15 protein-coding genes are annotated in these 18,797 nt (G+C 66.4%); 8 read left to right on the top strand and 7 right to left on the bottom strand.

Going from position 1 to position 18,797, the window contains the following annotated elements; translation table 11 throughout:
* The 3 genes from greA to carA form a co-directional block, all read right to left on the bottom strand.
* Nucleotides 1-422: transcription elongation factor GreA (greA, locus tag AC16JP_RS06335; RefSeq protein WP_484339759.1), on the bottom strand; the 422-nt coding region annotated here is incomplete at its 3' end.
* A gap of 191 nt (nucleotides 423-613) precedes the next feature.
* Entirely contained in the window at nucleotides 614-3,835 is a 3,222-nt protein-coding gene (gene carB / locus AC16JP_RS06330; RefSeq protein ID WP_484339758.1) for a carbamoyl-phosphate synthase large subunit, read from the bottom strand.
* A 3-nt stretch (nucleotides 3,836-3,838) separates the two neighbouring features.
* Entirely contained in the window at nucleotides 3,839-5,011 is a 1,173-nt protein-coding gene (gene carA / locus AC16JP_RS06325; protein ID WP_484339757.1) for a glutamine-hydrolyzing carbamoyl-phosphate synthase small subunit, read from the bottom strand.
* Between the two features lie 113 nt (nucleotides 5,012-5,124).
* Between carA and AC16JP_RS06320 the strand changes: the two genes are divergently transcribed.
* Genes AC16JP_RS06320 through AC16JP_RS06305 form a run of 4 tightly spaced genes read left to right on the top strand, consistent with a single transcriptional unit; the run spans nucleotide 5,125 to nucleotide 10,126 of the window.
* Nucleotides 5,125-5,577 carry a GatB/YqeY domain-containing protein gene (locus AC16JP_RS06320; protein ID WP_484339756.1) on the top strand — a complete coding sequence of 151 codons (453 nt, stop codon included), beginning with the start codon at nucleotides 5,125-5,127 and terminating at the stop codon, nucleotides 5,575-5,577.
* Between the two features lies 1 nt (nucleotide 5,578).
* Entirely contained in the window at nucleotides 5,579-7,363 is a 1,785-nt protein-coding gene (dnaG, locus tag AC16JP_RS06315) for a DNA primase (RefSeq protein ID WP_484339755.1), read from the top strand.
* A gap of 39 nt (nucleotides 7,364-7,402) precedes the next feature.
* On the top strand, nucleotides 7,403-9,409 hold the full coding sequence (rpoD, locus tag AC16JP_RS06310; protein ID WP_484339754.1) for an RNA polymerase sigma factor RpoD: 2,007 nt from the start codon (nucleotides 7,403-7,405) through the stop codon (nucleotides 9,407-9,409).
* A gap of 39 nt (nucleotides 9,410-9,448) precedes the next feature.
* Entirely contained in the window at nucleotides 9,449-10,126 is a 678-nt protein-coding gene (locus AC16JP_RS06305) for a hypothetical protein (protein WP_484339753.1), read from the top strand.
* A gap of 21 nt (nucleotides 10,127-10,147) precedes the next feature.
* On the opposite strand, the gene AC16JP_RS06300 is transcribed toward AC16JP_RS06305, so the two are convergent.
* Nucleotides 10,148-12,124 carry a TonB-dependent receptor gene (locus AC16JP_RS06300; protein WP_484339752.1) on the bottom strand — a complete coding sequence of 659 codons (1,977 nt, stop codon included), beginning with the start codon at nucleotides 12,122-12,124 and terminating at the stop codon, nucleotides 10,148-10,150.
* A 50-nt stretch (nucleotides 12,125-12,174) separates the two neighbouring features.
* Here AC16JP_RS06300 and AC16JP_RS06295 point away from each other — a divergent pair, with 50 nt between their 5' ends.
* Nucleotides 12,175-12,756, top strand: a complete 582-nt coding sequence (locus tag AC16JP_RS06295) for a nitroreductase family protein (RefSeq protein WP_484339751.1) — start codon at nucleotides 12,175-12,177, stop codon at nucleotides 12,754-12,756.
* Between the two features lie 14 nt (nucleotides 12,757-12,770).
* Here AC16JP_RS06295 and AC16JP_RS06290 read toward each other — a convergent pair whose 3' ends face one another.
* A complete protein-coding gene (locus AC16JP_RS06290; protein ID WP_484339750.1) occupies nucleotides 12,771-13,283 on the bottom strand; it encodes a hypothetical protein in 513 nt (170 codons plus the stop codon).
* Nucleotides 13,284-13,432: 149 nt separating this feature from the next.
* Here AC16JP_RS06290 and AC16JP_RS06285 point away from each other — a divergent pair, with 149 nt between their 5' ends.
* Entirely contained in the window at nucleotides 13,433-14,263 is an 831-nt protein-coding gene (locus tag AC16JP_RS06285) for a 3'(2'),5'-bisphosphate nucleotidase CysQ family protein (protein WP_484339749.1), read from the top strand.
* 158 nt (nucleotides 14,264-14,421) lie between these two features.
* Nucleotides 14,422-15,120, top strand: a complete 699-nt coding sequence (locus AC16JP_RS06280; protein WP_484339748.1) for a PEPxxWA-CTERM sorting domain-containing protein — start codon at nucleotides 14,422-14,424, stop codon at nucleotides 15,118-15,120.
* Nucleotides 15,121-15,226: 106 nt separating this feature from the next.
* Here AC16JP_RS06280 and AC16JP_RS06275 read toward each other — a convergent pair whose 3' ends face one another.
* Nucleotides 15,227-17,020 (bottom strand): acyl-CoA dehydrogenase C-terminal domain-containing protein, encoded by a 1,794-nt coding sequence (locus AC16JP_RS06275; protein ID WP_484339747.1) that lies wholly within the window; start codon nucleotides 17,018-17,020, stop codon nucleotides 15,227-15,229.
* A gap of 45 nt (nucleotides 17,021-17,065) precedes the next feature.
* Here AC16JP_RS06275 and AC16JP_RS06270 point away from each other — a divergent pair, with 45 nt between their 5' ends.
* Complete coding sequence (locus AC16JP_RS06270) at nucleotides 17,066-18,028, top strand: L-threonylcarbamoyladenylate synthase (RefSeq protein ID WP_484339760.1); 963 nt, start codon at nucleotides 17,066-17,068, stop codon at nucleotides 18,026-18,028.
* On the opposite strand, the gene AC16JP_RS06265 is transcribed toward AC16JP_RS06270, so the two are convergent.
* Nucleotides 18,025-18,797, bottom strand: a 773-nt coding sequence (locus tag AC16JP_RS06265) for a 4-(cytidine 5'-diphospho)-2-C-methyl-D-erythritol kinase (RefSeq protein WP_484339746.1), incomplete at its 5' end; no start/stop codon positions are given. The two genes, AC16JP_RS06270 and AC16JP_RS06265, sit on opposite strands and share 4 nt — an antisense overlap.

Genomic DNA, 18,797 nt, shown 5'->3' with positions numbered 1-18,797 from the left:
TCGACTTCCTCGCCCCTGAGGCGGCCGATCAGCGCCCGCCCGACGGGGGAATTATAGCTGATGCGGCCGCGCTTTGCGTCCGCCTCCAGTTCGCCGACGATCTGATAGGTGATCGGCTTGTCGTCTTCGTCGAGCAGGCGGACCGTCGCTCCGAAAACGACTTTTTCACCGGAAAGCGTGGTGGGATCGATGACCACCGCGCGCGCCAGCTTGTCTTCCATGTCGGCGATCTGCGCTTCGATCTGGCCCTGACGTTCCTTTGCGGCATGATATTCCGCATTTTCCGACAGGTCGCCGTGGGCGCGCGCTTCCTCGATCGCCTCGACATTCTCGGGGCGCTCGACCTCTTTCAGGTGCCTGAGCTGCCGAACCAGCATCTCATGGCCCTCGGCCAGCATCGGAACCCTATCCATTGTCGCCATGGCTCTCGCTCTTGAAACTTTCACTTTGGCTGCCGACTGGCTGAACCATCCCATCGCGGCGCATTTTCACGGTCGCGTAAGTGTGTCAGGCAGGCGGCAGGCCGGAGAAGCAGCTCTCCGGCTTTATAGTCTAGGTCGCCACCCGTTATTCCGCAAGTGCGAGAAACGGGCGACGCCTTTGTCCGGCGGGTTCAGGCTGCGTGATGTGCCTGCAACGGCGTCACGTCCATCGGGCGGGCGCGGATGGCGGCAATCGCTTTCACCGCCGCATCCGACGCTGCCGCCGTGGTGAAGATCGGCACCTTGCGGCTCCAGGCGGCCATGCGGATCGACGACGAGTCCTTCAGGCTCTGGACACCTTCGGTAGTGTTGCAGACCATCGCAATCGTGCCGTCGGTGATGGCGTCGACGATGTGCGGCTGCCCTTCCAGCACCTTGTTGATGACGCTGACCGCCACGCCCTGATCCTGCAACCATTTCGCGGTGCCCCGCGTTGCCACCAGCTCGAAGCCCATGGCAACGAGGCTGCGCGCAGCGTCGAGGATGTGCGGCTTGTCGCTGTCCTTGACCGACAGGAACACCCGGCCCTGCGTCGGCAGCACGGTGCCCGATGCAAGCTGGCTTTTCGCGAAGGCCATGGCGAAATCGCTGTCGATCCCCATCACTTCGCCGGTGGATTTCATTTCCGGGCTGAGCACCGGATCGGTGCCGGGGAAACGGTTGAACGGAAACACCGCTTCCTTCACGGCAATATGGCCGGTGGACTTCGGCTCCAGTTCAAAGTCGGACAATGGCTCGCCAGCCATCACGCGCGCGGCGATCATGGCATAGGGCCGGCCCTGCGCCTTGGCGACGAACGGAACCGTGCGGCTGGCGCGCGGGTTCACTTCGATCAGATAGACCTCGCCGTCCTTGACCGCGAACTGCACGTTCATCAGCCCCTTCACGCCAAGGGCGCGCGCCAGCACCCCGGCCTGACGGCGGATTTCGGCGATCACCTCGGCCGACAGGCTGTAAGGCGGCAGGGAACAGGCGGAATCACCCGAATGGACGCCCGCTTCCTCGATGTGCTGCATGACGCCCGCCACATGCACGATTTCGCCGTCGGACAACGCATCGACATCGACTTCAATGGCGTCGCGCAGGTAGCGGTCAATGAGGACCGGGCTGTCCCCCGAAACCTTCACCGCCGTTTCGATATAGGATTCGAGGTTCGCCGTGGTTTCGACGATTTCCATCGCCCGGCCGCCCAGCACATAGGAAGGGCGCATCAGCACCGGATAGCCGATGCGCTCGGCAACGGCGACCGCTTCCTCGCGGCTGCGGGCGATGCCGCCTGCGGGCTGCTTCAGGCCCAGCTTTTCCACAAGGGCGGCGAAACGCTCGCGATCTTCGGCAAGGTCGATCGCGTCGGGCGAGGTGCCGAGAATCGGAATGCCTGCGGCTTCCAGCGCCCGCGCCAGTTTCAACGGCGTCTGGCCGCCGAACTGCACGATCACGCCTTCCAATGTTCCGCGCTGCTGCTCGATTGCCAGCAGTTCCAGCACGTCCTCGGCGGTCAGCGGCTCGAAATAGAGCCGGTCGGACGTGTCATAATCGGTCGAGACGGTTTCCGGGTTGCAGTTGACCATGATGGTTTCATAGCCCGCATCGGCCAAGGCAAATGCTGCGTGACAGCAGCAGTAATCAAATTCGATCCCCTGACCGATCCGGTTAGGACCACCGCCCAGGATGACGATCTTGCGGCGGTCGCTGACATCGGCTTCGCACTCGGTGCCGCCATAGGTCGAGTACATATAGGGGGTGATGGCGTCGAACTCGGCGGCGCAGGTATCGATCCGCTTCATCACCGGGTGCACGCCAAGGTGCTGGCGCAGCGCCCGCACCTCGTCTTCGGCGCAGTTCGCAAGCTTCGCCAGCCGCGCATCCGAGAAGCCCATCGCCTTCAGCGCCCGCATGCCGGCGGCGTCCTGCGGCAGGCCGTTCATGCGAACCAGCGCCTCCTGGTCGATGATTTCCGCAAGGCGCTCGACGAACCACGGATCATAGGCCGAAACCCGCGCGACTTCCGACGGCACGATGCCCTGCCGCAGCGCATGTGCCGCAACCAGCAGCCGCTCGGGCAGGCGCCGGGCCAGAATGGCAAGGATTTCGCCCTTGGATGCATTGGCCAGCGATTCCGGCTCATCGAGGCCGGTCAGGCCGATTTCCAGCCCCCGCAGCGCCTTTTGCAGCGATTCATGGAACGATCGCCCGATCGCCATCACCTCGCCGACCGACTTCATCGCGGTGCCGAGCGTCGGGTCCGAACCCTTGAATTTCTCGAAGGCGAAGCGCGGGATTTTCGTGACCACATAGTCGATCGTGGGTTCAAAGCTTGCCGGCGTCACGCCGGTGATATCGTTGCGGACTTCGTCGAGCGTATAGCCGACCGCCAGCAACGCCGCGACCTTGGCGATCGGAAAGCCGGTCGCCTTGGAGGCAAGCGCCGACGACCGGGAAACCCGCGGGTTCATTTCGATGACGACAAGCCGGCCATCCGCCGGATTCACCGCGAACTGCACGTTCGAGCCGCCGGTTTCGACCCCGATTTCGCGCAATACCGCGATCGAGGCGTTGCGCATGATCTGATATTCCTTGTCGGTCAGCGTCAGCGCCGGTGCAACGGTGATCGAATCGCCCGTGTGCGTGCCCATCGGATCGACGTTCTCGATCGAGCAGATGATGATGGCATTGTCCGCCTTGTCGCGGACGACCTCCATCTCGAACTCTTTCCAGCCGAGCACCGATTCCTCGATCAGCACTTCGGTGCTGGGCGATGCATCGAGGCCGCCAAGCACGATCTTCACGAACTCGTCGCGGTTGTAGGCGATGCCGCCGCCGGTGCCGCCCAGCGTGAACGACGGGCGGATGATGGCGGGCAGCCCGACATGGTCGAGCGCCTTCAGCGCATCTTCAAGGCTGTGGGCAATCGCCGAACGCGGGGATTCAAGCCCGATCGCGTCCATCGCGTCGCGGAACTTCAGCCGGTCCTCGGCCTTTTCGATGGCGCGGGCGTCGGCGCCGATCAACTGCACGCCAAGCCGGTCCAGCGTGCCGTCCTTCGCCAGCGCCAGCGCGGTGTTCAGCGCCGTCTGCCCGCCCATCGTCGGCAGCACTGCATCGGGGCGTTCCTTTTCCAGAATGCGCGCCACCACTTCCGGCGTGATCGGCTCGATGTAGGTGGCGTCGGCCAGTTCCGGATCGGTCATGATGGTAGCCGGATTGGAATTCACCAGCACCACCCGATAGCCTTCGGCCTTCAGCGCCTTCACCGCCTGTGTGCCGGAATAGTCGAACTCGCAGGCCTGGCCGATGATGATCGGGCCAGCGCCGATGACGAGGATGGACTGGATGTCGGTGCGTTTTGGCATGGCTCAGGCGGTCTTCTGCAGTCCGTCGACGAACCGACGGAACAGGTGGTGGCTGTCCTGCGGCCCCGGCGAGGCTTCAGGATGGTGCTGGACGGAAAAGGCGGGCCGGTCGATCAGTTCGAGGCCGCACAGCGTCTGGTCGAACAGGCTGACGTGCGTCATCCGGGCAGACGCCGGCAGCGTCTCGCGGTCGACGGTGAAGCCGTGGTTCATCGAGGTGATTTCGACGCGGCCGTCCGACAGTCGCTTCACGGGGTGATTCGCGCCGCGATGCCCCTGATGCATCTTCAGGGTCTGCGCCCCGATCGCCAGCCCCAGCAACTGGTGGCCAAGGCAGATGCCGAACAGCGGCTTGCCGGTTGCAAGCCATTGCCGGATCACCGGAACGGCATATTCGCCGGTCGCAGCCGGGTCACCGGGACCGTTCGACAGGAACAGGCCATCGGGCTTCAGCGCCATGATTTCGTCGAAGCCGGTGGTGGCCGGCACGACCGTCACGCGGGCACCCGCTGCAACCAGTTGGCGCAGGATCACCCGCTTCACCCCGAAATCGACGGCGACGACATGCGGCGCATCGACCGGAAGATCGACGCGGCTGTAGCCCGCGCCAAGATGCCACGGGCCTTCGTCCCAAGTCGACATCTGGGTCGAGGAAACTTCCTTCGCGAGGTCGAGGCCCTCAAGGCCCGACCACGCCTTCGCGCGGGCGATCAGCGCATCGACATCAAACCTGCCGTCGGCCCGGTGGGCGATCACCGCGTTCGGCGCCCCGGCCTTGCGGATGCGGCGTGTAAGTGCGCGCGTATCGACGCCCGAAACCCCGATCCGGCCCCAGTCCGCCAGCCATTCGGCAAAGCCCTTGCCGGCGCGGAAACTTGATGGCGCAGTGATCGGTTCGGCCAAAACGCAGCCCGGCGCATAGGGGTTGGTGGCTTCGATATCCTCGGCGTTGGCGCCGACGATTCCGACATGGGGGAAGGTGAAGTTGATGATCTGGCCGGCGTAGCTCGGATCGGTCATCACTTCCTGATAGCCGGTCATCGAGGTGTTGAAGCACAGTTCGCCCACGGCTTCGCCCTCGGCGCCGCAGCCGGTGCCCCAGAACAGGCTTCCATCGGCAAGCGCGACGACTCCGGTCGCGCCGGAGGGTTGGCGCGCAGAGGGGGCGTCGGCCATCGGCAGATCCTTGTTTTACAGGTTTCGGGCTAGGACGCCGCGATAGGGACAAGGGCACGGTTGGTCAATGCCGGGCGCGCGCTTATGTGGTGTCGCAAGGAGACATGAGAGCTATGATCAGAGACGATATCAAGACGGCGCTGGTTGATTCGATGAAGGCGCGAGAATCAGAGCGGGTGGCGGCGATCCGCCTGATTCAGGCCGCCATCAAGAACCGCGACATCGAAGCAAGAACCGGCGGCGCGCCCGCCGACGACGACGTGCTGGTGATGGAAGTGCTTGGCAAGATGGCCAAGCAGCGCCGCGAATCGATCGAGATGTTCGACAAGGGCGGTCGCGCGGAACTCGCCGCCGCCGAACGGCACGAACTTGCGGTGATCGAAAGTTTCCTGCCAAAACAGATGAGCGACGACGAAGCGAAGGCCGCGATTGCGGCGCTTGTGCAGGAAGCAGGCGCGACCAGCATCAAGGACATGGGATCGGTGATGGCGCTGGTGAAGGCGAAACTGCAAGGCCAGATGGACATGGGCAAAGCCAGCGGCTTCGTGAAGGCGGCGCTTTCCTGACATGAGCATCCCCGCCGAATTCCTCGACGAACTGCGCGCCCGTGTGGCGCTGTCGTCCGTCGTCGGCCGGCGGGTGAAGCTGGTGCGCGCGGGCCACGAGCTGAAAGGCTGCTGCCCGTTCCACAACGAAAAAACGCCCAGCTTCTATGTCAACGAAGACAAGGGCTTCTACCACTGCTTCGGCTGCGGGGCGCATGGCGACGTGCTGCGCTTCCTGATGGAACAGGAAGGGCTGGCGTTCCTCGATGCAGTGAAGGCGCTGGCCGACGAGGCGGGCCTGGTGGTGCCCGAACAGCGCGCACCCGACCGCGAGGCCCGCCAGCGGGCGGGGTTGCAGGATCTGATCGGCGCGGCGGGTGAATGGTTCGCCGGGCAATTGCAGTCTGCCGCGGGCGCAGACGCGCGCGCCTACCTCGAACGCCGGCAGGTGCCGGCCGGCCTGTCGGGGCGATTCGACCTGGGCTTTGCGCCGGATTCGCGCGACGCGCTGTCGAAGCACCTGAAAGCGCGGTTCGATACTGCAACCCCCGAGCAACTGCTGGAAGCCGGGCTTGCAGGCGAGGCCGAGGGGCGACGCTATGACCGTTTTCGCGGCCGGCTGATGTTCCCGATCCACGACGCGCGAGGCCGGCCCGTCGGATTCGGCGGCCGTATCCTCGGCGCCGGAGAGCCGAAATATCTGAACTCTCCGGAAGGGCCGGTTTTTCACAAGGGGCGGCTGCTTTACAATTACCACCGCGCCGCGCCAGCAGCCCGCAAGTCGGGGCGCCTCGTGGTGGTCGAGGGCTATATGGATGTCGTCGGCCTCGCTTCGGCAGGGCTGGACGAAGCGGTCGCGCCGCTTGGCACAGCCCTGACCGAGGAGCAGTTGCTGCTGGCCTGGAAGCTGGTGCCCGAGCCGGTTCTGGCCTTCGACGGCGATGCCGCCGGCCTGCGCGCCGGGTTGCGCGCCGCGACGCGCGCACTGCCGTTGATCGCACCGGGGAAAAGCCTTTCTCTGGCCATACTGCCCGCCGGGCAGGACCCCGACGATCTGGCCCGCAGCGGCGGCCGCGCCGCGATCGACAGGCTGATCGATGGTGCGGTTCCGCTCGAACGATTCCTGTTCGACGCCGAGGCTTCGGCGACCCCGCTCGACACCCCCGAACGGCGGGCGGCCTTCCGCGCCCGGCTGCGCGCGCTGGCCGCCAATATCGCCGACCAGGACCTCAGGCGCGACTATCTGGCGACATGGATGCAGCGCGCCGACGACAGGCTGCGCCCGCGCCGCACCGAAGGCCGGATGCGCCCGCCAGCCACCGGCGGCAGGCGCGACCATCGCGGCGGCTGGCAGCCGCCCGTGCCTGGCGCGCTTGCCGAAACCAGGGCGTCGGCGGCCGCGCCAAACGAAATCCACATGGCGATGCTGCTGAAACTGCTGCACGGCCGGCCGGATCTTGCCGAACGCCACGCCGAGGAACTGGCGGAACTGCCGCTGCGTTCGCCGGCGCTTTCGCTGGCGCGCGACCGGCTGCTGGCAGGAACCGGCGCCGGCGACCTGTTGTCGGGCTATCGCGCGCTGTCGTTCGCAAGCAACGATTCTGCACAACTGGAACGCGAAGTTGCATCAACCCTTGCACAATGCTTTGCGACACACCAAATAGCCCCGTTGGATCGGCAGGCGCCCGGCCCCGGCACGGAACAATCACTCGTGGAAACCTTCGAGCGCAATCGCGCCGAAGCTCTGCGGGTCATGGACCGTTTGGGCCTCACGCCGGTAGATCCGTCAGACAACCGACAGGCGTAGGCAGCCCGGCTGCTGCGCCTCCCATGATTCGGAGTCCGCATGGCGAAGCCTCCTTTTGACGGCGAAGGCGAGGAAAAGACGGAAAATGACGGCGCGCCCGTCATCGACCTGAACGAGGCAAGCATCAAGCGGCTGATCGCCCGTGGCAAAAAGCGCGGCTGGCTGACCTATGACGAATTGAACGCCGCGCTGCCGCAGGACCAGATGTCGTCGGAACAGATCGAAGACGTGATGTCGGCCCTGTCGGACATGGGCATCAACATCATCGAGAACGAGGATTCGGCCGAAGAAGCGGAAGCCGAAGAAGAAGAGACTGTCGAGGAAGTCGAAGTCGACCCGATCGGAACCGCGCCCGCACCCGCGCCGGTAAAGGAAAAGATAGACCGCACCGACGACCCGGTGCGCATGTATCTGCGCGAAATGGGCGCAGTCGAACTGCTCTCGCGAGAGGGCGAGATCGCCATCGCCAAGCGTATCGAGGCCGGGCGCGACACCATGATCGCGGGCCTTTGCGAAAGCCCGATGACGTTCGCCGCCATCATCGACTGGTCGACGGCGCTGAACGAAGGCCGCATGCAACTGCGCGAAATCCTCGACCTAGAGGCGATGCTGGCCAAGCCGACGACCGAGGACGGCGAGGAAGCGGGCGACGGCGACATGCCGGTGCAGTTCAAGGAGGAGACCGAGGAGGAGGAAGCCCCGGCCGCCCCCGACGAAGAAGACGAGCTGACCGAACGCCGCGCGCCGCGCCCTTCCGACGACGACGACGACGAAGGCGGCATGAGCCTTGCCGCCATGGAAGAAACGCTGAAGCCGCAGGCGCTGGAGACGTTCGCCGCCATCGAGGCCAGCTATACGAAGTTCCACAAGTTGCAGACTCAGCGCATGCAGGCGCTGGCGCAAGGCGTGGAATTCGCGCGCAACGACGAGAAGAAATACCAGAAACTGCGCATCGAACTGACGCACCAGATCGCGGCAGTGCAGTTCACCAATGCCAAGATCGAATTTCTGGTCGAGCATCTCTACAGCTTCAACGACCGGCTGATGAAGCTTGGTTCCGACATGCTGCGCCTTGCAGACCGGCACAAGATCAACCGCAAGGACTTTGTTGACAGCTATGTCGGCCGCGAGCTCGACGATGGCTGGCTGGCGGCCAACGCCGGCCGCGACAAGAAATGGGCCGCGTTTGCCGCCAACGAAGTCTCGGAGGTGGATCGCATCCGCCGCGAACTGGGCGACATCGCCCATGAAACCGGCGTCGATCTTTCGGAATACCGGCGCATCGTGAACATGGTGAAGAAGGGCGAGCGCGAAGCCCGTCTTGCCAAGGAGGAAATGGTCGAGGCGAACCTAAGGCTGGTGATCTCGATCGCCAAGAAATACACCAATCGCGGCTTGCAGTTCCTCGATCTGATCCAGGAAGGCAACATCGGCCTGATGAAGGCGGTCGACAAGTTCGAATACCGGCGCGGCTACAAGTTCAGCACCTATGCGACATGGTGGATCCGGCAGGCGATCACCCGCTCGATCGCCGATCAGGCGCGCACCATCCGCATTCCGGTGCACATGATCGAAACCATCAACAAGCTGGTCCGCGCCAGCCGCCAGTATCTGCACGAAACCGGCCGCGAAGCGACGCCCGAAGAGCTGGCCGAGCGGCTGTCAATGCCGCTCGACAAGGTGCGCAAGGTGCTGAAGATCGCCAAGGAACCGATCAGCCTTGAAACCCCGATCGGCGACGATGACGGCGACAGCCACCTCGGCGACTTCATCGAGGACAAGAACGCCATCATCCCGGTGGACGCGGCGATCCATTCCAACCTGAAGGAAACCGTGACGCGCGTGCTCGCCAGCCTGACCCCGCGCGAAGAGCGGGTGCTGAGGATGCGCTTCGGGATCGGCATGAACACCGACCACACGCTGGAGGAAGTCGGCCAGCAGTTCTCGGTGACGCGCGAACGCATCCGCCAGATCGAGGCGAAGGCGCTGCGCAAGCTGAAGCATCCCTCTCGCAGCCGCAAGATGCGCAGCTTCCTCGACGGCTGAGGCCGGGCGGCAAAGTCACCCCTGCTGCAAAGGATCGCAATGCGCCTGCCCGCCTGCCTGTTCGCCCTCGCCCTGCTCGTTCCCGGCGCAGCGCACGCCGACCCGCTGCTCGATCGCCTGATCGCCGAATCGGCGCGGGCGCCGGTCGTCGGCTTCGAGCGCACGATCGAGGCAAAGGGCGGTTCTGAAAAGGGCAAGCTGGCCTCGGTCGTCGTTGATCGCTTTACGCCGACTTCAGCCACCGGCGGCCGCTGGACTCTGGTGTCGGTCGATGGGCGTACACCAACCAGAAAAGAGGCCGAGGCGCTGGCGAAACGTCAGGATGCGCCGCCCGGCTTTCACAAGCTCGGGCAGATCCTGCGCCTGCCGCTGGCAGCGCGATCGGACCAGGGCGGCCGCACATTGTTCCGCTGGAACGGGCTGCCGCAAGGGACGATCATCACGCCGGGCGGCGATATTTCCGCCAGCCTCTCTGCCGAGGCGACGGTCGAGGAGGCAGCCGGCAAGCCGCTGCTGACGCGGTTCCGCATCTTTGCAGCACAGCCCATCCGCGTGAAGGTTGTGGCGACGATCCACAATTTCGATCTCGTCAGCCAGTATCGCCCGGGCGCGAACGGTGTTCCGTTCCTGACGTCGCAGGCGCTCGATACCAATGTCAGCGCGCCGATGGGCTTTGGCGGCCGGCGCCAGCAGGCGATCAGCTACCGCGCGATGTAGCCGTTCAGTGCTGTCACACGCTCAGCGCGCAGGCACCCAGCGCAGCCCTGCCCACAAGGTGCGCGGCTGCCCGCGTTCGAGCTGGCTCCCGGAAAAGCCGGTTTCGATTTTGGCGTCGGCCAGATTTTCGGCGGCGAATTCGGCTGAAAGCCCATGCCCCAGACGCACCGACGCCGACGCATCGACCGTCGTCGCGGCGGCAAGTCGGCGCTGGTTCTGGTCGTCCTCGAAGCGGGCGCCGACATGGCGCAGTGTAACCGCAGCACTGCCGGCGCGCCCTTCCCAGCCAAGCCCCGCACTGCCGGAAAAGCGCGGCGACTGCGCCGGGCGCAAGCCATCGATCGCCCCACCGTGCACCCGCGCATCGGCATAGGCAGCGCTTGCCCGGAAATGCAAAGGCCCCAGCGGCACGCGCGCTTCGGCTTCGATACCATGGGTTTCGATCGCGCCCAGATTCTGGCGCTGGCGATAGCGCCCGCCCGCACCCACGAAGCCGACGCCCGGAAACACGCCCGGCCCGACGCCCAGCGTGACATTCGCAATCGAATCCGCCAGCCGGTTCCAGAACAGGGTCGCCGACAGATCAATCCCATCCAGCGGCTGCCAGCCGATGCCTGCCTCGGCCCCCCACAGATGTTCAGGGTTCAGGGCCGGGTTCGCGGCCGTCGCGTCGCTTCCCGCCCGGAACGGCCGGTGCAGTTCGTTCAGCGTCGGCAGCCGCCAGCCGCGATAGCCCGCCGCCCGCAGCCGGATCGCACCGACCGGCCGCCAGACCGCGCCCAGCCGGCCACTGAATTCGGTGCCAGTGCGCGCGGGCGATGGTTCATGCAGGGTCGAAAGCCCGGTTGCCAGGTCGAACTCGTCCAGCCGGCCCGCACCGATGCGCCAGTGATCGACCCGGCCAGCGGCGGTCAGCAGAAGCGCATCGGATGCCCGGTGCGAACCGTTGGCGAACAGGCTTGCCACCTGCTGGTTGCCTCCGGCCACCCGGCCGCGTGTCGGCGCACCGGCGACAAAGCGGAACTGCTCGACCGTCCGTCCTTCGAAGGCGCGCCATGCAGCGCCCAGCCGCAAGGCGCTGTCGTCGCCCAACGGCGGCTCGACGCCTGCTTCCAGCCCCCAGCCGGACGCCGGGGTCTTGATCTGGTCGAGGGCGGTCGTCGCCACCGCGCGCGCTGCATCGAGCGTCCGCGTGACGGTGGTGAAGTTCCGCAGCTTGCCATAGGCCAGAATATGCGGCCGCCACCCTTCGTTCAGGCGGGCGGAAACGCTGAAGTCGCCGCCCTCTGAACCGATCTCCGCGTCTGCAATGCCGCGCAGCCGACGGTCGGCAAAGCCCGACAGGCGCGCTTCCAGCGACACCACGCCGACCGACGCCTGCGCCGTTCCCGCAACCGACCATTGCCGATAGGCCGCCGGCACATCTGCGGTGCCGGGCCGTTCAACCAGCAGGTGCCCGTCGCCGCGCGAAAAGCCGCCGTTCAGGCCCAGCGTGCCCCCGGCAACCGGCGCATACAGACCGGCTTCTGCTTCCAGCCCGTTTCTGCTGCCGCCACGCACCATCGCGCCGCCGTCGTGCGCGGAAACCAGCGCCAGCGTGCCTGCCAGCGCACCCGGCCCGCCAAGCCCGCCGCCACGCACCAGTTCAGCCCGCGCGACCGGCTGGCCGATCAGCGAACCCCAGCCGACGAAGCCGAAAAAGGGATCGGCAAGCGGCACGCCATCCAGCGTCACCTCGACACGGCTGCTGGCGTTGCCGGCAAGTCCTCGCGCGGTGATCCCCTCGGCCGTCGGGTTGGCCGTCCGCGTCGAGGCCGTGCGAAACAGTTGCACACCACCGATCCCGCGCAACGCATCTTCGATGCGCCCGGAAGCGGATTGCAGATCGCCCGCCCCCAGCCGGACTGCGCCGAATGCCTCGTCTCCGGCGGCGGGGGTGATTGCCTGGCCCGATACGATGATCGCAGGCGGCGGTGGCGGGGGTGGAAGAACTGCCATGACAAGGCTGCTGCTAGCCGCTGTAGCGCCATTGTGCCAAGGCTGGCCGCATGGAAACTTATTCGCTGAACGACACGACGTCGCCGCTTTCGCTGCTGTCTTCACGGCGCTCGACCAAGGCGCGCAATCTTGTCGCACCCGGCCCGAGCGCCGAACAACTGTCGCAGATCCTGAAGATCGCCAGCCGCGTGCCCGACCATGGCAAGCTGGCGCCGTGGAGATTCATCGTCATCGACGACCGGGCGGCGTTTTCAGCCCTGCTGCAACGCCTCTGCCTTGCCGCGAACCCCGCCGCAACACAGGCCGAAGCCGATGCGCTGGATGCCTTCGCCCGGCAGGCGCCCGCGCTGGTGGCGCTGGTTTCGGTGCCGAAGGAATCGCAGATTCCGCTTTATGAACAGCAGCTTTCTGCCGGGGCCGCCGGGCTGGCGCTGCTGCTTGGCGCACATGCGCACGGCTTCGTCGGCTGCTGGCTGACGGGGGCCGCCGCAAACCTGCCGGGCGTTGCCGATGCGCTGGGCATCGAAGGCGGCCGAATCGCCGGATTCTTCTTTCTGGGGACACCCGCCAAGTCAGCCGAAGAACGCCCGCGCCCTGATCCTGCGCTGGTGGTGTCGCACTGGCCTGCCTGACGCCCGCGCGGGTATCAACGCATCCGCAGCACCTGCACCGTGCGGTTGCTGCCGCCTGCCGAAAGATAATAGGAACCCATGGCGCCCCGCTTCACCAGAACGGCAACGCCGGGGCGGGCGCTGGGCAGCGGATAGGCTGCCGCCTGCCGCCAGATCTGCCCGTTATCCAGCACGAACACCAACCTGCCGCTGCTGTCTTTCAGCAGTTCGGAGAGCTTGGCTTCGATGCGATCGAGCCGGCCATCGTCGGCCTTGCCGAACGTCTTTACGCCTTCGCGGCCGAAACTTTCGGCCTTGTGGGCGGCAGCCGACGCCGCCGACGCCGCCGCAAGCCTTGCCGCCTGCGCTTCCCGCCGCTCGGCCATGGCGCGCGCCTCCGACGAAAGCGCCTTTACCGCTGTGTCGTAGCAGGCCAGCCGTTCCCCGTCGTTCAGGATCGCCGCACAGTCGAGGATCGCGCGCGGCGCCTGTGCCTGCACAGCCTGCGCACAGGCCAGCAGCCCGAAACCAACAACGGCGTTCCGCATCATCGCCCCCCGCATCATCGCCCCCCGCATCATCGACCTCTTGTCCTCCACGCCCTTCATCAAGCATGAATGGGGCAGTTACAAGCTTGTGTAACGAAAAGACAGCCGAGGCAAAAGGACAGCCGAGGCAAAAGGACAGGGGCCGCGACATGACGACCAGCCTGAGCGAAGATCTGGCGCACGCCCGACTGATCGAGCGCCTGACACCGGCGATGCAGGCAGCGGGCCAGTTGATCGAGCGCCATCGCGCGGCAGGCGCGACCGCCCGGCAAAAACCCGGAGACGACGGGCGCGGCGCATCGCCCGTCACCGACGCCGACGAGGAAGCCGAGGCGCTGCTTGCAGCCGCCATTCGCGCAGTCGACGAACAGGCCGTCATCATCGGCGAGGAAGCGGTCGCCGCAGGCATCCGCCCGGAAGCCGGGCAGCGCTTCTGGCTGATCGACCCGCTGGACGGCACCCGCGACTATGTCGATGGCGGGCAGGACTATTCGGTCAACATCGGCCTCGTCGAAGACGGCGTGCCGATGGTGGGGCTGGTGCTGCACCCGCCGACGGGCACCCTCTGGACGGGGGCGATCGGCCTTGGCGCGTGGAAGGAAGCGCCCGGATTGCCCCGAATCGCCATCCGCAGCCGCCCGCTGGCAACCCCGCCGCTCGTCGTCACCAGCCGGTCGCACCTCGATCCGCGCACCCGGGCATGGGTCGATGCACTGGGTTCAAGCGATTGCCGCCCTTCCGGATCGAGCCTGAAATTCTGCCTGCTGGCCGAGGGGGCAGCCGACATCTACCCGCGTTTCGGCCCCACCAGCGAGTGGGACACCGCAGCAGCCGACGCAATCCTGCGTGCAGCGGGCGGCGCCACGCTGGCGCCGGGCGGCGCACCGTTCGCCTATGGCAAGCCGGACTATCTGAACGGCCCGTTCCTTGCCCTTGGAGAGAGCGGCGCCGAAGCCCGCCTGCCGCCGTTCAGGGTCTGACCGACGAAGCGGCGTCAAGGTTAATACCGCCATCCCTGTCGGCTGGCTTTACAGGTGACGGTGCGACACCGCCGCCTGCCCTGAGTGCGCGGCAATTGGCACGATGCTTGCAGAATATTGCTCGTTCTGCCCCAGGGCACAGATCAGGGAACCCGATGATGTCAAAGTTCGTTCTTGCCGCCTTTGCACTTTCACTCGCCGCCGCGCCGGCTGCGGCTGCTACCAACCTCGTGGTGAACGGCAGCTTCGAAGACGGCAACAACGGCCTCAGCGGGTGGACGATCGGCGGCACCGACAATCAGGGGTATCCGCCGGTCGCGATCTTCTATGGCGCAGCGCAGCCCTATCCGAACGGCGCCTATGGCGAAGCCGTGCCAGCCAACAATGCCGCCACCAACAGCCCCGACGCCGTTGGCCAGCGCGCCGCCTATTTCGTCAGCGACCTGACGGTGAACCAGTCGCTCAGCCAGTCGGTCTGGCTGAACCCCGGTGTCTATCAGATCGGCTTTTCCGCCTATGCACCGGCGAACGGCTTCAAAAATGTGGGCGATGCGCTGTTTTCCGGCACCATCGCCGGCGTGACGCTTGCGAACTATGCGGTTTCCACCGGGCCGAAAACCACGTGGCAGACGTTCGCCGGATCGACCACCATCGCGACCGCCGGGATGTACAACGTGTCGTTCGTGTTCAACACCAATCTGGTGCCGTCGAAGGACGTGGTGATCGACCAGGTCTATATCATCGCGGGCAACCCGCCGATTGGCGGCGTTCCGGAAGCGGCCACCTGGGCCATGCTTATCACCGGCTTCGGCATGATCGGCGCAGCACTTCGCCGCCGCACCATGCAGACCGCCTGAACACAGACGATATTGTCCGGGGAAGGCCGGACAGAGGGGCCGGGTGCCGGACAGGGGGCACGCCGGTCCCTTTTGCGTTCTGGCCCCTTTTGCGTTCTGGTGCCGGTCAGCAGTCCAGCGCATCGACGGGGATGGCGTGGAACAGTTCCGCCCCCCGCGTAACCGGTCCCAGCAGCGCCGGTGCGGCAGGCAGGATCTGCTCGGCGAAGAAGCGGGCCGTCGTGATCTTGGCCTTCAGGAAGGCCGGATCGCCCTGCCCGGCCGCAAGCCTGCGCGCTGCCTCGTGCGCCTGCCGCGCCAGCAACGTCGCCCCGATCGTCAGCGCGAACATGCGCAGATAGGGGGTTGCTGCTGCCGCGATGTCGTCTGGCTTCGGCCCCTCGCTGCCGGCGATCCATACGGTCGCCTTCTGCAATGCCTCGATCGCATCCGACAGCAGCGGCGCAACCCTGCCGATATCGCCGGAATCTCCCAGCGAGGCGACGAACTGCCGCTCGCGTTCGAGAAGCGCGCGCCAGTGCCGCCCCCCTTCCACCGGCAGTTTGCGGCCGACCAGATCCAGCGCCTGGATGCCGTTTGTCCCCTCGTAGATAGGGGCGATGCGCGCGTCACGGTAATGCTGGGCAGCGCCGGTTTCCTCGATAAAGCCCATGCCGCCGAACACCTGTAGCGCCATGCTCGACATCTCGACACCGATGTCGGTCGCGTAGGCCTTGGTGACCGGCGTCAGCAGGTCGGCCAGCGCCCTGGCTTCGGCTTTGCGCGTTTCGTCCGGCTCGGCATGGGCGCGGTCCACGGCTGCGGCGTTCAGATAGGCAATCGCGCGTGCGGCCTGCGTGTGGGCGCGGATCGTCATCAGCATCCGGCGGACATCGGTGTGCTCGATAATGGCGACCCCATCGCGCGAAGGGCCGCCGAACCGGGCCGACTGCACGCGCTGCCGGGCGAACTCCAGCGCCCCTTGATAGGCGCGCTCGGCGATGGCGATGCCTTCCAGCCCGACGTTGATCCGCGCATGGTTCATCATCGTGAACATCGCGCGCATGCCGCCGTTTTCGGCGCCGACCAGATAGCCGACGCAGGCGTCATTGTCGCCGAACGCCATGGTGCAGGTGGGGCTGGCGTGAATGCCCAGCTTGTGCTCGGTCGAGACCACCCTGACATCGTTGCGTTCGCCCAAGCTGCCGTCGGCTGCAACAAGGAACTTCGGCACGATGAACAACGAAATACCCCGCGTGCCTGCCGGCGCATCAGGCGTGCGGGCCAGCACCAGATGCACGATGTTGTCGGTCAGGTCGTGCTCGCCCCAGGTGATGAAGATCTTCTGGCCGCGAATACGCCAGCTACCGTCGGCGGCCGGAACTGCCGTCGCGCGCAACGCGCCGACATCCGACCCCGCCTGCGGTTCAGTCAGGTTCATCGTTCCGGTCCAGCGCCCCTCGATCAGCGGGCGCAGATAAAGCTGCTGCTGTTCGGCGCTGGCGTGCGCCTGCAACGCTTCGATCGCGCCAAGCGTCAGCATCGGGCACAGCGAAAAGGCCATGTTGGCGGCCGTGATCTGTTCCTGCACCGCCGACGCCAGCGCAAACGGCAGGCCCTGCCCGCCATGCGCGGGCGCCGCGCCAAGGCCGATCCACCCCCCCTGCACATAGGCGTCGTAGGCGGCGCGAAAGCCCGGCGGCGTCGTCACCACGCCGTCTGCCGCGTTCGAGCCGGTTTCGTCGCCGATGCGGTTCAGCGGCGCGAACATGTTGGCGGCCAGTCGCCCGGCCTCGTTCAGAACGGCGTCGACCAGATCGGGCGATGCCGATTCGAAACCCGGCAGCACCGCCAGATCGTCGATGCGGGCGATCGTTTCCAGCACGAACTTCTGTTCTGCGATCGGTGGCTGAAAGCGCATGAGAAACCCCTGTAATCCGCGTCCATGGCGGCTATACCCGCTGCGATGACGGATGCCACCAACGATTTGCCGACCGAAGTCCGCACCGCCGACGCGCGCGGCGCGGCCGCCGCTGCGGCGCTGCTGGAATCGGGGCGGATCGTCGCAATCCCGACCGAAACCGTCTATGGCCTTGCAGCCGACGCAGCCAACCCCGACGCCGTTGCCGCGATCTATGCGGCCAAGGGGCGGCCATCGTTCAACCCGTTGATCGTGCATGTGGCCGACCGCCGGATGGCCGGGCGCTACGCCAGCTTCACACCGCTTGCCGAACGGCTGGCCGAACGCTTCTGGCCCGGCCCGCTTACGCTGGTGCTGCCGCTGGTGCCCGGCGCACCGGTTGCCGCCGCCGTTTCCGCCGGGTTGCCGACAATCGCCCTCAGGGTGCCTGCCCACCCGGCGATGCGCGCCGTCGTCACGCTGCTTGACCGGGGCATCGCCGCCCCTTCGGCCAACGCTTCGGGCCGTATTTCGCCGACCCGGGCCGAGCATGTGCTGGCGACGCTCGGCGGGCGCATCCCGCTCATCCTCGACGCCGGCCCGTGCATCGCCGGGATCGAAAGCAGCATCGTCGGCATCGAAGGTGATGCGGCACGGTTGTTGCGGCAGGGCGCGATTCCTGCCGAAGAGCTGGAAGCAGCGATCGGCGTGCCGCTGGCGATCGCTGCACCCGGCAGCGAAATCGCCGCGCCCGGCATGATGCTGGCGCATTACGCTCCACGGCTGCCGATCCGCCTGAACGCAACCGCCCGCCAGCCCGGCGAGTTTCTGATCGGGTTCGGCAATATCGCCGGAGACGAGAATCTTTCGCCACGCGGGGACTGCGCCGAAGCGGCATACCGCCTGTTCGACCTGCTGCACCGCGCCGACGGCAGCGGATGTGCGGCAATTGCGGTTGCCCCGATCCCGCCCAATGGTCTGGGCGCCGCCATCAACGACCGGCTGCGCCGCGCAGCCTGCGGCGGCTAGAGCAGTTCGGTCGCGGTGCTCCACCAGCCGTCCGGCGGACGGATATCGGGGGGGGCGCCGTCGAACAGCGCGAAGCAGGTCGCACCGGAACCCGACATCCGCACATGGGTCGCGCCTTCCAGCCCCTGCAACCAGTCCAGCACATCGGCAACCACCGGAGCAATGCCGATCGCCGGGGCTTGCAAGTCGTTGCGGGCAAGCCGCCAGTCGTCGTCAGGATGCAGGGGGCCGCGATCCACCCCGTCCCACGCGGCGAAAACCGGCCCCGTCGGCATAGCGACACCCGGATTGACCAGCAGAACACCAGCACCGGATACCGGTGGCGCACTGCCAAGCCGTTCGCCCGCACCTGCGCCGAACGTCGCGCGCGAACGAACGCATGCGGGCACGTCCGCCCCCAGCCGTGCGCCGATTTCTTCCAGCGCGGGTTCGTCCAGCACGTCGCCCGCCAGCCGGTTCAGCAGCCTGAGCGTCGCCGCAGCATCGGCGCTGCCGCCCCCCAGGCCCGCTGCCACCGGAATGTGCTTTTCCAGCCGCAGCGCATGGCGAGCATCCCAGCCCGTCGCAGCGACGAACGCCTCAACGGCACGCAAAACCAGATTGTCGGCGGATGGCCCTGCCGCCACCGCCGTCGGGCCGACGACATCCAGCGACCACTGATCGGCCGGGAACGCCGTCAGCCGGTCGCCGAAACGGGTGAAGGCGAACAATGTTTCCAGTTCATGATAACCATCGGCCCGGCGGCGGCGCACATGCAGCGCCAGATTGA

Source organism: Sandaracinobacteroides sp. (assembly GCF_057137845.1).
The sequence above is the reverse complement of the archived record's forward strand: the minus strand, read 5'-3'. Positions and strand labels throughout refer to the sequence as shown.

Excerpts from the sequence above, each read along its gene's own strand:
- AC16JP_RS06285 (WP_484339749.1), top strand. The coding sequence starts at position 13,433 with ATGACGACCAGCCTGAGCGAAGATCTGGCGCACGCCCGACTGATCGAG.
- AC16JP_RS06280 (WP_484339748.1), top strand. The coding sequence starts at position 14,422 with ATGTCAAAGTTCGTTCTTGCCGCCTTTGCACTTTCACTCGCCGCCGCG.
- AC16JP_RS06270 (WP_484339760.1), top strand. The coding sequence starts at position 17,066 with ATGACGGATGCCACCAACGATTTGCCGACCGAAGTCCGCACCGCCGAC.
- rpoD (WP_484339754.1), top strand. The coding sequence starts at position 7,403 with ATGGCGAAGCCTCCTTTTGACGGCGAAGGCGAGGAAAAGACGGAAAAT.
- AC16JP_RS06305 (WP_484339753.1), top strand. The coding sequence starts at position 9,449 with ATGCGCCTGCCCGCCTGCCTGTTCGCCCTCGCCCTGCTCGTTCCCGGC.
- carA (WP_484339757.1), bottom strand. The coding sequence starts at position 5,011 with ATGGCCGACGCCCCCTCTGCGCGCCAACCCTCCGGCGCGACCGGAGTC.
- dnaG (WP_484339755.1), top strand. The coding sequence starts at position 5,579 with ATGAGCATCCCCGCCGAATTCCTCGACGAACTGCGCGCCCGTGTGGCG.
- AC16JP_RS06300 (WP_484339752.1), bottom strand. The coding sequence starts at position 12,124 with ATGGCAGTTCTTCCACCCCCGCCACCGCCGCCTGCGATCATCGTATCG.
- AC16JP_RS06275 (WP_484339747.1), bottom strand. The coding sequence starts at position 17,020 with ATGCGCTTTCAGCCACCGATCGCAGAACAGAAGTTCGTGCTGGAAACG.
- AC16JP_RS06295 (WP_484339751.1), top strand. The coding sequence starts at position 12,175 with ATGGAAACTTATTCGCTGAACGACACGACGTCGCCGCTTTCGCTGCTG.
- AC16JP_RS06320 (WP_484339756.1), top strand. The coding sequence starts at position 5,125 with ATGATCAGAGACGATATCAAGACGGCGCTGGTTGATTCGATGAAGGCG.
- AC16JP_RS06290 (WP_484339750.1), bottom strand. The coding sequence starts at position 13,283 with ATGCGGAACGCCGTTGTTGGTTTCGGGCTGCTGGCCTGTGCGCAGGCT.
- carB (WP_484339758.1), bottom strand. The coding sequence starts at position 3,835 with ATGCCAAAACGCACCGACATCCAGTCCATCCTCGTCATCGGCGCTGGC.